This window comes from Solibacillus sp. FSL R5-0449 (assembly GCF_037975215.1).
Taxonomy (GTDB): domain Bacteria; phylum Bacillota; class Bacilli; order Bacillales_A; family Planococcaceae; genus Solibacillus.
On the sequence record NZ_CP150239.1, the window covers coordinates 1,861,292 to 1,877,437 of the forward strand.

The 16,146-nt window shown below is 36.8% G+C and carries 19 protein-coding genes; 5 read left to right on the forward strand and 14 right to left on the reverse strand.

The features are described from left to right. Positions 1-12: 12 nt before the first annotated feature. A complete protein-coding gene (locus MKY27_RS09085; protein WP_339171191.1) occupies positions 13-249 on the reverse strand; it encodes a hypothetical protein in 237 nt (78 codons plus the stop codon). A 231-nt stretch (positions 250-480) separates the two neighbouring features. Between MKY27_RS09085 and MKY27_RS09090 the strand changes: the two genes are divergently transcribed. Both MKY27_RS09090 and MKY27_RS09095 read left to right on the forward strand, forming a co-directional pair. Further along, a complete protein-coding gene (locus MKY27_RS09090; RefSeq protein WP_339171192.1) occupies positions 481-1,107 on the forward strand; it encodes a LysE family transporter in 627 nt (208 codons plus the stop codon). A 91-nt stretch (positions 1,108-1,198) separates the two neighbouring features. Continuing rightward, positions 1,199-2,425, forward strand: a complete 1,227-nt coding sequence (locus tag MKY27_RS09095; RefSeq protein ID WP_339194489.1) for an MFS transporter — start codon at positions 1,199-1,201, stop codon at positions 2,423-2,425. 47 nt (positions 2,426-2,472) lie between these two features. Here the strand turns inward: MKY27_RS09095 and MKY27_RS09100 are convergent, their stop codons facing one another. Beyond that, positions 2,473-2,775 (reverse strand): YqhV family protein, encoded by a 303-nt coding sequence (locus MKY27_RS09100; protein ID WP_339171197.1) that lies wholly within the window; start codon positions 2,773-2,775, stop codon positions 2,473-2,475. Positions 2,776-2,921: 146 nt separating this feature from the next. Between MKY27_RS09100 and MKY27_RS09105 the strand changes: the two genes are divergently transcribed. Next, the gene (locus MKY27_RS09105) at positions 2,922-4,172 is read left to right on the forward strand and encodes an MFS transporter (RefSeq protein WP_339194491.1); all 1,251 of its coding nucleotides are present in this window, start codon (positions 2,922-2,924) and stop codon (positions 4,170-4,172) included. A 96-nt stretch (positions 4,173-4,268) separates the two neighbouring features. Here MKY27_RS09105 and MKY27_RS09110 read toward each other — a convergent pair whose 3' ends face one another. Next, positions 4,269-5,162 (reverse strand): stalk domain-containing protein, encoded by an 894-nt coding sequence (locus MKY27_RS09110; RefSeq protein WP_339194492.1) that lies wholly within the window; start codon positions 5,160-5,162, stop codon positions 4,269-4,271. A gap of 55 nt (positions 5,163-5,217) precedes the next feature. Next, positions 5,218-5,994 carry an N-acetylmuramoyl-L-alanine amidase gene (locus tag MKY27_RS09115; RefSeq protein ID WP_339194494.1) on the reverse strand — a complete coding sequence of 259 codons (777 nt, stop codon included), beginning with the start codon at positions 5,992-5,994 and terminating at the stop codon, positions 5,218-5,220. Positions 5,995-6,181: 187 nt separating this feature from the next. On the opposite strand from MKY27_RS09115, the gene MKY27_RS09120 reads away from it, so the two are divergent. Further along, positions 6,182-7,111 carry an EamA family transporter gene (locus MKY27_RS09120; protein ID WP_339194497.1) on the forward strand — a complete coding sequence of 310 codons (930 nt, stop codon included), beginning with the start codon at positions 6,182-6,184 and terminating at the stop codon, positions 7,109-7,111. A gap of 524 nt (positions 7,112-7,635) precedes the next feature. Here MKY27_RS09120 and MKY27_RS09125 read toward each other — a convergent pair. Both MKY27_RS09125 and MKY27_RS09130 read right to left on the reverse strand, forming a co-directional pair. Next, positions 7,636-8,655 (reverse strand): serine hydrolase, encoded by a 1,020-nt coding sequence (locus tag MKY27_RS09125; protein ID WP_339194498.1) that lies wholly within the window; start codon positions 8,653-8,655, stop codon positions 7,636-7,638. 220 nt (positions 8,656-8,875) lie between these two features. Beyond that, complete coding sequence (locus MKY27_RS09130) at positions 8,876-10,363, reverse strand: S-layer homology domain-containing protein (RefSeq protein ID WP_339194499.1); 1,488 nt, start codon at positions 10,361-10,363, stop codon at positions 8,876-8,878. Positions 10,364-10,624: 261 nt separating this feature from the next. Between MKY27_RS09130 and MKY27_RS09135 the strand changes: the two genes are divergently transcribed. Beyond that, a complete protein-coding gene (locus tag MKY27_RS09135; RefSeq protein WP_339194501.1) occupies positions 10,625-11,308 on the forward strand; it encodes a VOC family protein in 684 nt (227 codons plus the stop codon). 28 nt (positions 11,309-11,336) lie between these two features. On the opposite strand, the gene MKY27_RS09140 is transcribed toward MKY27_RS09135, so the two are convergent. From MKY27_RS09140 to MKY27_RS09175, 8 genes are all read right to left on the reverse strand, one after another. Next, the gene (locus MKY27_RS09140; RefSeq protein ID WP_339199676.1) at positions 11,337-11,906 is read right to left on the reverse strand and encodes an AAA family ATPase; all 570 of its coding nucleotides are present in this window, start codon (positions 11,904-11,906) and stop codon (positions 11,337-11,339) included. 107 nt (positions 11,907-12,013) lie between these two features. Beyond that, a complete protein-coding gene (locus MKY27_RS09145; protein ID WP_339171218.1) occupies positions 12,014-12,229 on the reverse strand; it encodes a hypothetical protein in 216 nt (71 codons plus the stop codon). Between the two features lie 58 nt (positions 12,230-12,287). Further along, positions 12,288-12,821, reverse strand: coding sequence for a hypothetical protein (locus MKY27_RS09150; protein ID WP_339194503.1), 534 nt, complete (start codon positions 12,819-12,821; stop codon positions 12,288-12,290). Positions 12,822-12,943: 122 nt separating this feature from the next. Continuing rightward, the gene (locus tag MKY27_RS09155; RefSeq protein ID WP_339194505.1) at positions 12,944-13,300 is read right to left on the reverse strand and encodes a DUF3139 domain-containing protein; all 357 of its coding nucleotides are present in this window, start codon (positions 13,298-13,300) and stop codon (positions 12,944-12,946) included. A gap of 35 nt (positions 13,301-13,335) precedes the next feature. After that, complete coding sequence (locus MKY27_RS09160; RefSeq protein ID WP_339194506.1) at positions 13,336-13,527, reverse strand: DUF6366 family protein; 192 nt, start codon at positions 13,525-13,527, stop codon at positions 13,336-13,338. 30 nt (positions 13,528-13,557) lie between these two features. Continuing rightward, positions 13,558-14,157, reverse strand: coding sequence for a protein kinase (locus MKY27_RS09165; RefSeq protein WP_339194507.1), 600 nt, complete (start codon positions 14,155-14,157; stop codon positions 13,558-13,560). Positions 14,158-14,239: 82 nt separating this feature from the next. Then, positions 14,240-14,599: a DUF4440 domain-containing protein gene (locus MKY27_RS09170; RefSeq protein WP_339194509.1), complete on the reverse strand. Its 360-nt coding sequence runs from the start codon at positions 14,597-14,599 to the stop codon at positions 14,240-14,242. 153 nt (positions 14,600-14,752) lie between these two features. Then, positions 14,753-16,015, reverse strand: a complete 1,263-nt coding sequence (locus tag MKY27_RS09175; protein ID WP_339194510.1) for a M48 family metallopeptidase — start codon at positions 16,013-16,015, stop codon at positions 14,753-14,755. Positions 16,016-16,146 lie beyond the last annotated feature (131 nt).

Here is a 16,146-nt window from a genome sequence, read left to right on the forward strand (position 1 = left end):
TGATAGGATTTACTAGAAATTGATTGAGAAATTTTTAGCGATTGTTCGAATTTCTTCAATTTTTTCCGGTTTTAAATATTCCAGCATTTTTGGAACAAACTGTTCAACGTCCTCTTTTGTAAATGTACCTTCATCCTGCTTTTTAAAATTCTCAGCTAGTAAAGCTTTTGCTTCCTCCATCTTATCCTCTTTTACTCGTTGTAAAATGAAGTTCGAAAACATTTCCTGCATATTTTTATCTATTTGCATAATAACTGCCTCCCTTTAACTATAATTTTTGATAATGATCATTACGTTAAAATTATAACAATAAATCCAAAAAATAATCTATGTATTGATTATAAAAACTGGGTATTCCCCACCTTTAACCGAAGTGGATAGTATTCTTCAAAATAAATAATCTCCTTAGCCTATTACTAGTCCTAAAAAACCTTACCGTCGAATAAAATGCACAAATATCTAATTAATGGAGGACAGTTTATGAATTCGATCTTTACCTATATTTTTTTAGGCATAACGATGGCTGCTACATTCGGTCCTGTTAAGAACGTTTTAATAAATACTGGATTGAAAAACGGATTTTTTCATGCATGGTTTTTTAGTCTGGGTGCCTTGGCTACTGACATTGCTTATATGCTTGTCGTGTATTTTGGCGTCGGAAAATTTATCGATTCAATCATATTGCAAACCTTCTTATGGTCTTTTGGCTGCTTCGTCCTTTTGTATACTGGGATTGAAAGTTTACTGACATTACATAAAATAGAAATGAACTCTAAAACCGGTAGAATCGTACGATTAAGACATTCGTTATTAGCTGGGTTGTTAATGTCTTTGCTGAATCCCATTACAATCCTTTTCTGGCTAGGAATCTATGGCTCGATCCTTGCGAAAACAGCAGGAATCGCTACAGGATTTGACATTATACTAATTAGTGGTGCCATACTACTTGGCATAATATTTGTGGATTTTCTTTATGCTTCCTTATCGAGTGTCGCACGCAAATTATTATCCATTAGGCTCTTGAAAACTGTAACCGTTTTTTCGTCCATTTTTATGATTGGTTTTGGACTTTATTTTGGAAAGCATGCTTTTGAATTATTATTTTAAATAAAAAATTTATACAACCAAACCTTGCGTATAAAATGTTCGTGAAAGGAAACCATACCTAAACAAAAGCAAAATTCATCGAGGTGTGGTAATGGATAAAAATAAGGGTGTAAGTATATGGTGCATTGTAAGTCTTACTTCTATTCCGCTCATTATGACTTTAGGAAATTCAATGCTTATTCCAGTACTTCCAATACTAGAAGACAAGGTCGGAATCACCTCTTTCCAGTCAAGCATGATCATTACAAGCTATTCAGTGGCAGCTATTTTTCTTATTCCGGTAGCTGGCTATTTATCTGATCGCTTTGGCAGGAAAGTCGTCATATTACCGAGTCTGATTTTAGCTTTAATCGGCGGTTTAATCGCTGGGTTTGCTTCATGGAAAATAGATGACCCGTTCACAATGATTATTATCGGCAGGATTATCCAAGGTATAGGTGCCGCAGGAGCGATGCCCATCGTTTTACCGCTTGTAGGTGACCTGTATCAAGATGATGATGAAAAAATCAGCTCGACTTTAGGGATTATCGAAACTTCCAATACATTCGGTAAAGTATTGAGTCCGATTTTAGGCTCGATATTTGCTGCAATACTATGGTTCCTTCCCTTCTTTTCTATTTCTGCACTCAGTTTAATTTCGATTGTACTTATTTTTTTCTTTGTTAAAGTGCCTAAAGAAAAGGATGAACCGTTAAAATTTAAGGGGTTTTTACACCATACGAAAGAAGTTTTCAAAGACGAAGGAAAATGGTTGTATACGGTATTTCTTAACGGGGTCCTTGTAATGCTGATATTATTTGGCATGTTATTTTTCTTATCAGAAAATCTGGAAAAAGTTCATGACATTAAAGGGATCAAGAAAGGTTTTGTACTGGCCATCCCGCTTTTACTTCTCTGTATTTCTTCTTTTATTTCCGGCCGGAAAATTAAAGGGGATTTGAAACGAATCAAGAAAATTATCGTTATTTCTCTAATTGCGATGTCCGCCAGCATTATTTTTGTCGGTTATACAAGTAAAAAGCTATTTCTACTGCTGATCGTTACAAGCATCGTCGGAATTGCAATTGGTGCATTATTACCGGCTCTTGATACTATCATTACTGATAATATTAGAAAAGAATTGCGCGGTACTGTCTCTTCATTCTACAGTTCAGCCAGATTTATCGGCGTTGCTGCAGGCCCGCCTATCATGTCGCTTGTCATGAAAGACCACCTCAATATTAGTTATATTACTGCTGGTATATTAGGAATAATTCTTTTATTCCTGGTGTGGAAATTCATCAAAATCGAGGATATTGAACCAAAAGAAATATCATAGAAAAAAGGACCCGACAGCAATAGCTGAAAGGTCTTTTTACATTGTCTTTAACTGGCTTTCAAACTGAAAAGAATCAATGAAATCCCGCAGAAAAGACATATGATTCGAGCAAGCGAGATTTTTTCCGCCAGGCCGAGCAATGCTAGTCCCGTTGTAACGATTAAAATAACCGGACCGACTAGTGCAAGCAATGTATTAATATAAAAGGCCTTTTCTAAATCATTGAATTTAAACATTAATGCAGCAGCCGTTAACTCAATACTTCCCGAAATAATTCTTAAAGCAATAATCATAATGAGTGCTTTATCAATAATTGGAACCACTTCCTTGCTAGTGTTGTTACCTAACATATGCAATCGTTCCTGGAATTATATTAAATAAATTTGAGAAGAGATTTTTACATAAAAATAAATTTCTAAATAATCCGAAAATACTGTTTTACATATAATCTGTTTGTCTTTAAAATTACAATATAGTATAAAAAGGCGGTGTTCAGTTGAAAAAAATTCACTATAGCTGGATTATTCTTGCTATATCATTCTGCTCCATTATTGCCGCCGGGATTGCAATGGCATCTTCCGGGGTTTTTTTAACTCCTTTTGAAAAAGCGTTTGGCTGGAATCGCCAAGTGATTTCTTTGGCTTTTGGAATCAGCTTGTTTATTTACGGATTTGCTGGACCTTTCATGGCCGCATTACTCCAAAAATTCGGATTAAAGAAAATGATGCTTGCTTCAATGGGAACACTCCTGATCGGTCTTTTATTAATTTTCATGATGAATCAATCATGGCAACTGATCATTATTTGGGGTGTTATTATCGGACTTGGTTCCAGTCTGTTTTTAACGGTACTTAGTCCATATGTAGCGAATCACTGGTTTAAAGAAAAAAGAGGTCTGGCAACAGGGATTCTGACAGCGAGTACCGCAATGGGTCAGTTGATTCTCCTCCCCTTGCTAGCGACAATTATTGAAAATTACTCGTGGCGTTGGGCAGTTGGTTTCATTATAACGATCAGCGCAGTCATGTTTTTCATCATTTTTTTATTTATGAAAAACACACCAAAGGAAATCGGCATCCTTCCGTATGGTCAGACAGAGGATACTGACATTGCGGATGGTCAATCAAATGGTAATCCTATTGTTGTGGCATTTAAAGGGTTGGCGGAAGCTGTACGTTCTAAAGAATTCTGGTTACTAGCCGGAAGTTTCTTTTTTTGCGGTTTTTCAACGAACGGGCTCGTCGGGACTCATTTTATTTCCTACTGTATCAGCTTCGGCATCCCTATCGTCACCGCAGCTTCCTTGCTGTCGTTTATGGGCGTTTTCAATATGGTAGGGACTACGCTTTCAGGCTGGCTGTCCGATCGTATTGATAATCGCTGGCTTTTGTTCTGGTATTATTTATTTAGAGGCGCATCTCTAGTTTTGCTGCCTTTTGCATTAATGGAAGGCAATCTAACTTGGATCCTCGTTTTCACTGTATTTTACGGATTGGATTGGGTGGCAACTGTACCCCCTACGATCAATCTTTCAAGACAAATATTCGGAGTACATAAAAGTGCCATTATTTACGGCTGGATTTTCGCTTCCCACCAAGTAGGTGCTGCAACGGCGGCTTATGGTGGGGGTATGTTATATTCTTATTTCAATACGTATACTTGGGCATTTTTCATGGCCGGTGTCTGCTGTGTCATGGCAAGCTTATTTGTAATTTTAATAAAAAAACAGCCTCGTTCCATTCATTAATAGAAGGTGCTTTGAGTTTCATTCAAAGCACCTTTTGTATCAAAAAAAGCTAAAATTCATGGAGTAAATGAATTTTAGCCTGGTAAGCTATTTAATTTAGTTCAGCAACTGTTCAACAAATTCATACTCTACATATGTTTTGTTTTCTTCCAGTAATGCTGGTGCAACTTCAAAATGTTTAAGTGCCCGATTATGGCCATATGTTTTTTCGCCACGTGTAATTGTGTAGGACAGTGCATTTTTTGAAATAACCGCACCGTTTCCTGTCGAAGTGACTTTAAAGCCAAGTTCTTCTGCGACAATACGTAACGGCACCATGATTTTGCCATCGACTTCTTTGTAATCCTCACCAATTATTCCCTGGATTTCTGATGCCATTTCAGGGTTTTCTACTGCTTCATCAAGTTTTGGGAACACGATAATTTTTTCCGGTGCTGTCTGTGCTGGAATACTTTTCGTTGTTGGTCCGTAAAATACAATCGCACTATAGTTTTTTAATTCTTTTGCGGACACTTTTTCACCCTTTGTATTGACGATGACCGATTCTTCATTTAAATTCAGCTTTAAATTTCCATCATCACTTAAGAAGTTCTCATCGAATTGTGCCACTTTTACAGAGTTGGCCGTATCATCTTTTTCCACAATCACTACAGGTGGTGCATATTGCGGCGGATAAATTAAGATCATCGGTTGATCCGCATAAATGGAAAGTGAAATCGTATCACCCATTTTCAGTTCAACTTCATTGCCATGTTCATCAAAAACGAGTGTTTTATTATCTACATAGAAATTGAACAGATTGCCAGCTTGTTCTGCCGTAAATAATTTCGCATTTTCCCTCTCTTCGACTGCAGTGATATTCCCTCTGTGCTGGACAAATGTTCCTGCTTTTTCCACTTCCTCAGTCCCTTCAGTTGTTGGCTGATCAGCATAAGTAGTAGCAGTTCCAAGTAACAGTACAGATAATGCTAAAGGTGCAATTTTTTTCATATAGTTCCATCCTTTCGGTAATTTCACTACATTAGTCGAATTAAGAGATAAAAGGTTACATATTCGAGTTATTTTTTTGGTATTGCAATGTTGTGAGTGCAATATAATCGTATAGCGTTAGTGTGCCAGCATCAAATTTTTCCAACCATAATGGCTGAAATACGCCCATCTGAGCACCTTGTTTAAGTTGTGCACGTACAGCTACTTTATCATTAAAAATGGCTTCCACTTTTTGCTGTAATGCTTTACTCGTAATTGTTTGCGGATCCGGTGCTGGTGTCGGTGCCGGTGTTGGTGGTGTCGTGTTCGGAAAATAGCTTTTTAAGGTCTCGGCAATTGCTTCAATTATTTGGTCTTTATTTGCCCTGTATAACTTTACATCTTGCTCAGAATTAACGAAACATACTTCTATGAGAATGGCTTTTTTCGTTGTACCATTTAAAAAAGCCAGATCCTTACGCTGTTTTGCTCCGCGGTTTTTAAACTTTCCTGCTTTCGCAATTTCGGTACTCATCTTTTGCGTAAATGTTGAAATAGCCGGATTCACATAAAGCACTTCTGTCCCAATTCCATCTTTTTGCTGTGTAGGCGCGGAATTAAAATGAATGCTTACATCAAGTTCGCGTTGTGATGCATTATGCTGCTTCACTAAATACGTTAAATTTTGCTGCTGGCTTTTAGATTGCTTATCAATAATTACATTGACCTTCACGCCTTTTTGCTGCAATTTTTTACCGAGTTCCTGCACAAGCAAGGCAGTCTCTTCTCCTTCATTCATATAACCTGAGGCGCCTGTCCCCTTTCCGTAATGACCTGCACTAATTGTTAACATTGTCATTCACCTCCTTTTACTATCTATATGTCCTTTTATATGACGAAAAAGGGACATTGCGGTCTTTTTATTATATTAAAATAGTAGTTAGGTTCATTCTTTAGATTGAATGGTGCAAATAGCGATATAGCATTTTGAATAATAATTCGATACAATGAAATAATTATACATAATGTGAGGATTTAAAATGAAAAACAAACGAATGATTGGCTTTTTATTAGTAGTGAGCGGCAGTTTCTTCTGGGGTATCGGCGGAACAATGGCACAACAACTGTTTTCTCTTGGTATTGAAGTTAACTGGCTTGTGTCCACACGCCTTGTCATTGCCGGTATTCTGCTTTTAATTGCCCAGGCAATATTTAAGGATCGGGCACAAATTTTACAGATATGGCGGGAAAAATGGGCTGCTTTCCGCTTGCTCGTTTTCGCGATTATTGGAATGCTCGGGGTTCAGTACACATATATGGCTTCGATTAAAGAAGGTAATGCAGCGGTCGCAACATTATTACAGTACATGGCACCGGTTATGATTATAATTTGGGTGACGGTACGTGGCATATCCAGATTTACGAAAAAAGATGCAGTAACAATTGTGCTAGCTCTTAGCGGAAGCTTCTTTTTATTAACGAACGGCTCCCTTTCCACATTTGCCGTACCGCTCCCTTCAATTATTTGGGGATTATTATCTGGTGTAACGCTAGCGTTCTATACGCTTTATGTTATTCCACTATTAAAGCGCTTCGATTCGCTTGTCGTTGTCGGCTGGGCGATGTTCCTGGCCGGAGTGACGATGAGTTTTGTGCAGCCGCCATGGGATGTGGATATTTCGGTATGGACAGGCGCAACGGTATTTTATTTAATTGTCGTCATTATTTTCGGCACCATGCTGGCTTTCTGGTTTTACATTGAAAGTCTTCAAACACTTACCGCTAAAGAAACGAGCCTGCTCGGTAATATTGAACCGTTGACTGCCGTATTGGCAACAGTTTTATGGCTGAAGGAACCGTTCGGAAGTTTCCAGTGGCTCGGTTCATCGCTTATTTTGGTAATGATGGTTTACATAGCGTTGAAGGCGGATCGTGAGAAGGTAGTTGAGGTTGACGCGGTCGAGGGTTGATATAAGAAGTGTCCGCATACGGGTGTGCGGGCACTTTTTTTATGGGGTGGGGAGAGTTTTGGCGAAAACTTCCGCAGAATTCGGAAAATCGGTTGTAACTGATGATTTGTCCGGGAAATAGTGGGGTGTGCTGAAGGGGTTGTGACTTTTATTAGAACATTAGCGGCTATTATTAGAACAGTTAGACTGGATATTAGAACAAATTGAAAGGTTATTAGAAAATCTAGGTGTATCGTACGCTTTTGAGAGATATTTCCCGCAATATCGAGGCTAATTGGATAACAGCTAGTTTTTATTAGAACAAATGATGCGGTTATTAGAACATGTGAGAGTGATATTAGAACATCTATGAAGGATATTTGAACATTTTAATGAGTTATTAGAACATCGAGCGATTATATTAGAAGTTCGGCATTTTATTAGAACTTTTCACAATTTATTAGAAGAACCGCGCCAGATATTAGAAAACCACGCCCCCTAACAATATATAAAAACCAACTAGCCTCAGCTAGTTGGCTCCCATTCTATATCTTTTCAATTTCTTTAAAGACGTCAAAAGCGCCTTCACTTTTATTCGAACAAATTACACTAACCATACCGCTACCCGGATAATAGGCAGAATGAAAACTAACGCCAGGATCATAGCCCATTACATGGTACTTAAAAATATTGTCTTCTTTCATATCAATCCATACCCCATAGCCGTAAAAGCGGTCAAAATGATCATCAGTATGAATATACGGCGTTAATAATTGCTTTGTCATTGCTTCACTTAAAAGTTCAAACTTCATTAAAGCTTGCCAGAAACGATGCATGTCCTCCACCGTAACAAAAGCACCGCCGTCCGCACCGCCTTTAACTGGTACAGAATAAATATTGGATTTCCATTTGCCGTTTTCCTCATCAATATAGCCGAGTGCCGTATTTGAAGGCAGTGCATCCAGTTCAAAGTATCCTGATTGCTCCATTCCCGCACGCTTGAAAATATTTTCCGTTACATACTCGTCAAAGTCATGACCGCTCAATTGTTCAACGATAAGACCGAGCAGTATATAGCCTGCATTATTGTAGTGGAAGCGCTCGCCCACTTTCAACTTCATCGCTTCATCCTGGAATAAAGGTAAAAAATCACGGCCGTTCCGCATTAAATACATTGGCTGATTCACCCATAATTCTGCGAAATCATCCATAACTTCTTCGTCAAAGTAATCTGGGATCCCCGCTGTATGGGTTAACAAATGGTGAATAGTGATATCCTTATCAAAAAGCGGAAGAGGAATATCTAAAATATCGGATAACTTCGATTCAAATGAAAGCTGCCCCTTTTCTACAAGCTGGCAAACCGCTACGGCTGTAAAGATTTTGCACCCGGAGGCGATCCCGAATCGTGTTAAGTCGTTATTTAAAATACGATGGGTACGATTCGCAAAACCGTTACTATATTGATGTAAAAAATCATCACTGCATTTCACTAAGACATTGCCTGAAAAGTCAATTTCATTCATCAATGCTATCATTTTTTCTTTTAACATATTCATTTTCATCTTACTTCCCTTCATTTTTGAATGATTTCAGATAAAAACTGGTTAACGTTATTTCCCGAATACTATTTTCGGGCTAACAAAACTTGGCAATTTCATTTTAGCATAGGCTCAATAAAAAAGGACCGCCAAATAATAGTCTATCGATTATCGTGTTAGTTTACATAAAATTCTTATTGTACGCAAAAAAAAGCAGGCATATGATCTACACCTGCTTAAACACTTAATAATTTGGCATTAGATTTCGGTTAATCGTAACATTTACAATGGAACCGATGTGGCTAACATTTACAGTGACACCTAACCAAACATTGTTTACACATTCATTTTCGCTAAAACATTCTCGTTCAGTGACGGTCTTTTCGAAATCAACAGAAATATAACCGTTTTCACCAGTCGCTTTAGCACGGAACACATTCGTCCCGGGATCTCTTGTTACAATGGCTAATTGCTCTGCATCTTTAGTTTGAATTATATGTTTTCCGATATCAAATTTTTCATCAAGTTTAAATACCGTTTCCCGTTGTTCTTTTAACGTCCGAATATCATAGTAAATGCTGGATTTGTTTGGTTTCGCCTCAATTCCATAGCGCTCGACTTTTCCCCCGGTAAATCGCACTGTCGCAATATATTGACCCGGATTATCAATGACAATACAGCCCCCATTCGTACCGCATTGTTCAAACGCTACGTTATCTGAAAGGTTCTCACCTTCCATTGTTTCAAGCGAAATGTTCTGAACAGTATCATTTAGCGGTTCATTCATAGAGTTTTCGTAAAACCATAATGTCGCAACGGTAGGCAATGAATCTTCGGTTTGTTCCAGCCCTAACTCCAATTTCCCATTTTCCTTTTTCATATGGACATAATATTTTTTATATACTTCACTACCATCTTTAACTCCGGAAATAACAAGTGTACTTGTCCCCTCTTTTAAAGGAATAAGTTGAATCTGATCACCCGAATGACCTGTCGGCAAATATTTCCCTTTTACTAATAATCCTTCATAGAAATGTGAATCGATTGCATCCGCTTCTATTCTACTAATCTGGTCAAATCCAAGCTCGCTTGCCTCCAGCGTAACCATGTTTGGTTTTACCTCTTCCGTTGCTTTCAACATTTTGGCTGCCTGGCCTCTTGTAATAAAAGCATTGGGACTGAATGTATCAGGTGTCGTACCAGACGTGATTCCCAGCTTGTAAATAATAAAAATATTCAAACCATGTAAAGAGTAGTTAACGTCTTTGAATGGTATTTCATTACTATTGTAATCATAGCGAGGTAAATCAAACGCTTTGACAAGAATCGAAGCCATCTGTCCGCGTTTGATCGGATCATTCGGACCGTAACGCCCATCTCCATAGCCGTTAATAATTCCGTTTTCAGCTAAAGCGGCAATAGCCTTATAATAACCGTTTGCTGTCGATACATCTTTAAATTTCGGGTCTTTCACATTGGCTGTGTCCAATTTAACCATTTTCGCAATAATTGCCGCTGCTTGTCCCCGTGTTATAGAGTTGCCCGGTTTAAATGTACCATCCGGGTAGCCTCCCAAAATATTGCGCTCGGCCAATTCATACACTGCTTCGGCAAAATACTTTGAAGCCGGTACATCTGAAAATTGCTTCGAGCTTGCAGCTGATGCTTCCGTTAAAGGTAAGCTACATGCAAATATAAGTGCGCCAAATGCTGCCAATATTCTTTTTTTCATTGATTAGTTCCCTTTCTTTTTAAGTTGGATTTCTTTATACTAGAAAACCTTTTTCGTCTTATATTATTTTACATTATTATCTTTATTTAGCCAGATTAATAATGAATAACTAAACTTTATATGTACTAACTCATTAAAATTAGAGTAAAAGTTAAAAATTAATTTACAGGAAAATAAACGAAAATTCAGACCATTTAATGATTCTTATTTAATGAATACATGGTAACTTAAACTTATTACAGATTGAGAGAAGGAAAATTTATGAATATTGAACATATAACGATGTACGCTTCTAACTTTGAAGCAACAAAACAATTTTATATAGCCAAACTAGAATTCCCTCTACATTCAGAAGAGTCGGATCGCTTTACAATACTTGTGGGAGGTACAGCAGTTACGTTCACCAAGGCCCCATTGAACGAAAATCCATTTTATCATTTTGCTTTTGATATCCCTTCAAATCAGTTTGAAGAAGCAAAAGCATGGACCAAAGGAAAAGTTACATTATCAAAAGAACAAGGTAAAGATGAAGTTTACTTTGAAGGTATTGACGCGAAATCCATCTATTTTGAGGATCCTGCAGGAAATATAGTCGAATTTATTTGCCGCTTTTCCGATGCAAAGCAAAATACAACACCGTTTAACGCTTCATCGCTTCAAAAAGTGTCGGAGATGAGTATTGTGGTAAAGGATAAATTAAAATCAGCATCAGCGTTTCACGAGGTTTCAATTTTTGAACGGGACCATAAAGAAATATCGGCTGAAGGGTTAACATTTATGGGCGCAAGGGAAGATGCATCCTATCTTTTGTTTGTTAATGAAGGCCGCACATGGTTCTTCTCAAATAAGAAGGCTGAAGTTTTCCCGTTAGAGGTTTTATTAACGGATGGAGTATTACTGAAAATAGACGGGAAACTGGAATTGGTGAGTTCGAATCGGGATTAAATCTCTTCTTAATCCAACGAGCTTGGGTCTACAAGCTCGTTTGGGCAATATGTATTATACTTTGTATCACTAAATCGATATCCTTTTCTTCGTTAATTACAAACAAATAGTCGGCCTCGTTTTCTGAAGGATCTACTATTTCTTCTTTTAGAGATTCCAGATTTTGTTTAATAAGCAATTCTTCAAAATTTGTAATTGGACCTCTAAATATAGCTGTACTTCTTGCACTATGTTTGATTCTGGAATGGAGTACCTCATCTGATAGATTAAAGTGAACCAATATCCGGACAAAGGCTGTTGGTGGGTATACTTGCTGTAGTAAATATTCTCGACCATTAATGCTCCGATTCGAGTTGCAAATAATAAAATGATAATCTGTATGTGCTTTGGCATAATCGACAATTAACTTAGAGAGCGCATGTTTAAGGATATTGGGTCCTTCATCCCTTTGCAGCTTCTTATAAATAGTATTTAGAAATTCAGCGTGGTTGTCCTGATCGATCACAATCGAATTATTTAATTGTTTTTCTAAAGCATAAGCAAATGTAGTTTTTCCGGAATGAGTTTTGCCCACTGTCATAATTACTAATCTTTTCATAGCTAAAATTCCTTTCAATATTATCTCCCTCGATACTTGCATAAAATCCCAATAATTTTTATAGAAAAAAGCATTACTCCCATCAAGGTAATGCCCCTTATTTCAAATCAAAAGTTATCATTATTTTTTTGACGCATCAGCTGAATTAACTGATCGATTTTTTCATTTTTTTCCTGATCCAATTTTTGTTTCATATCCATAAACTTAATCGCTTTTACAATAAAATAAATTACAAAAATAATAATTACTAAGTTAAATAGCATCGGTAACAATCCGATTAACGCAAACAAGCCAATACCACCGCTATCATACATCATTTCCATCACCATCACTCCATCCCAATATACTCTATTAATATACCATTAAATGGATTTGACTGTGTTAATTTTTTTGCAGTTCAATAAAAAATATGTTATTTTGTCTAGCTATTTTATAGATTTCACTTTTATCTTCATAGAGGAAATGGTTGTTTAATGGGATCCGTATTGAGTTACCGTCATTTGCCTTAAAGTTGTATTCTTCATATCTACCGGTATCATCTTGGTAGTACTCAAGCGCCACTTCTTTAATTTCAGTCCATTCTAACGATTTTCCATCAAATAAATTATGCGATACAATTTTTTCTTTGCCTATATATGTATAGCTCAAAACCGATAAATAAAAAACAAAAATACCGCCTGCCACAAACACAGCTAACAGGCTATAAGTGAATTTATTTTGCTTAATAAGCGGGATAATAAATCCGGCAAATAATAATAAACTTGCAGCTAGAACTAGATCGAAATTCAAACGATGCGGAAAAAGGACAATAACTGATGGATCATATAGAAATGTTTGAACATAGAAAACAGGAAAGATGAGCCTGATAAAAGGCAAGCTGATAAGTACTAATCCCGCAAGTGCCAATAAAATCAAACGAGGTGAGTATTTAATTGAAATGGTAATACCCCCTTACTAAAAATCATATAAGGTTATATTACCAAAACATTTCTTCGATACTCTTTTATATGCCTAAAAGAATAATTGATCGATTACGATTAATTAATCGAACCGTTTGGATCATAATTGCGTAAATCCTCTTTCGTTATTCCTTTGAATTTATTATCAATTATTTGATATTCGAACTGCAGAACTCTATCATGTGCAAAGTAAACATATTCAATATAAGGTTCATTTGTAAAGGTTACAACTACATAAAACTTAGGCAACTTAAATCCATAAACACCTTCCACCGATGCTATTTCACTTTCATTATATTCCATTTCATTCACAAGATAGTCCGTAACTCTATTTGCATAAATGTGTTCATTCGCTTTAATATAAATAAACCGAGCGAGAATGATACCTAGCACAAAAATAAGAAATAATAAAACTACTTTAAATTTTTTTGGCATATTTATACCTCCACGACATATATACGAATGCTTCTTTAATTGAAAAATGCTAAATAAATTACAATGGCGATAATGATTATAAAAATAAGGATTCCTGTCCCTTTCCACCCTAAATCCCCGATTAAATCTTGAAGGCCCCCACCGTGCATTGCTGCCGGGTTTCTCTTTAATTCTTGCTGTCTTAATCGTTCTCTTCTTGCTTCTGGAGTTTCTTGTTCTTTATTCATTTTTAATTCCTCCTGCAACACCAAATAAAATTAGTAATCTTTCCCGCAAGTAGTACATCGATGATCTGCATCATTTTCGCCATACATCCGAAGTTCCTTTTCTACGTTACAAACACGGCACTTTTCAAATCGTATTTGAGGCAATGTCCCCGCTTCTGCTAATGGTACCCATTGTTCTTCATACAAATTTTTAGTCATCCCATAGTCGATTAAAACCAGATTTCCCTCTTCATCTAATCCGTAATTTCCGCTATCTTTAAAATCAAAGCCGTCGAGTTCTTGATCAATAATCTGGATTGCGGTTTTTAAATCTTTCGTTATTCTGGGGTCTTTCTCCAAATCGATATCGTATGAGCAATGATTGTTTAATGGGAGTTGCTCAAAAAAAGGCTGAACGACATAGCTCTCACTCAAAAAAAGTATGGGTGCAAGATGTTTTTCCAGACCCTGCATTTCCAAGAATTTGTACATTTCAAATTCATTTTTACTTTGGTCATACCCGATCGGATGTAAAAAAGTCTTTATGACAATGTCTTCAAAACGATAAACTTTTCTCGTTGAGCCGATTCCGATCATTTCAGCTTGTTTAAGCAATTCTTCTATATTCTCTACTACTTTGAAAATATTCATTTCTCCATCTCCGTATCATCTATGTATTCAGTTCCCGCTAAAAATTAAGCGCTAATTCTTTTAAAAGAATAGCGCTTGAAAACTATTGTGGAATTTTTGTTCCTTGATGGAATTGCATCTTCCAGTGTCCTTCGACTAATTTCCAAATTGAACTCCTTAGTGAATGCTGATTATTAAGCTCATTATAAATTCGATACGTGGCAAGTACGATCTCTTCAGATAATGAATGTATTTCAAAATCACTCATTGTCATTTGTACGATTCCAAGCGTCGCTTCGTTAATCTCCTGATCTTTGTACAACACTTTCCCTGAGCTTCCAAATTCAAAAAAATCGTCAGAAAGTAAGCTTGTTAGCTCCTCTTTCGATGTCCGAATTTCAGGTAACAACAACTTGTTTTCAAGATGAAATATATTTCTTTCTAATGCTGATTTATTCGCCACTTTCCTACCACCTTTCAATCCAAAGTATTGTATATAGTACGATCCTAATCTACCAATGAAATACTAGGTGATTGGCAGCCATAGGAGTAGGTGCTAAATCCCAAATAATAGAAACACTTATAGATATAGTAAACTAATTATACATGTTTTTATTTAATCTTCATCAATTTCTTCTGCAATGTTATTGATTCTTTCCAACATTGGCGGATGAGTATAGCGGAACCATTTCACAAGTACCGGCGGATTCACTTCACTAAGACCGGCTTTCGTCAGCTGTTGAAACGATGAAATCGCTGCTTCAGGATTTTCCACAAGCTCTATCGCAAATTCATCAGCACGGTTTTCCTGATAACGTGAAATCGCATTGGACAATGGGCTAGAGAAGAATAGTAAAAAGGATGAGATTATTAAAAACAGCGGCAATGAATTCAAATTGCCCATTTCTTTAATTTTCAGGATCGATCCGTAACGGTGAATTATCCTAGGCATGATTTTTGCGATCAGCCAAAGTCCAATGAGCGTCATAATTAAATAGACCGCGATATTAATATAAATATCCTTCAGCAAATAATGCCCCATCTCATGTGCCATGATAAACAGAATTTCATCATGTGTTAACCGGTTTAACGTCGTATCCCACAGCACAATCCGTGAATTATCGCCGATTCCAGTCACATAGGCATTTAAAGCATTTGTTTTCTCCGACATATTCACTTCAAACACATGGTCAGATGGGATATCTGCCTCTTCTGCCAAAGATAGAATTTTCGTCTCTAACTCCTTGTCTGTTAACGGAGAAAAATCATTGTAGATCGGATCGATGACGACAGGTTGAATAAACATCAGGAAGATTGAAAACGGTACTGTTAAAGCCCATGCATAGAGCCACCATTTTTTAGGACTTTTTCTAATTAGCCAGTAAAGAACTGCTATGATGATGACCGACATCCCAAAATCCAGCCAAAAATCGATGATATTTTCCCTCATCCATGAAGAAAAAATTTGTGTACTGATTCCATAGCTTTTACTAAGCGTATAACGGTAATAATCCAGTGGAAATTGGAGGATGAATAACAACAAAGAAAGGAAAAACAGATACATTGCTGTTCTGAAAATGGACCATTTAAATTGTTTAGCACTCCATTTCTCAAACAGACGTGATATACCCGTAATTAAAATAACGAAGTAAAGCAGCCATTCCAATGGCGTCGTAATAAAGAACAGGAAATTCCTTGTCTTTGATAATTCTTCACTTAGCAGCAGTTCTTGCGTTGTAAGAAAAGTGCTTGGGTCAGCTGCTGTTCCTTGAAGAGCGGCTGGAATTCCACTATTTTGTCCAAGGAAAAAATACAGATACATTGCCACTACATACAGACCAAATCCAATGACAGCCATTAAACCCCATTTTTTTGTCATTCCTTTTACACCTCAATTCATTCGTTACCATATCCTATTATTGAAATGCGGAAATCATATCTCCCAAGTTGATCAATCTCAATTTTTGATGGTTCTATCCATCTTGGAATCTTCATAAATTGACTCAATCT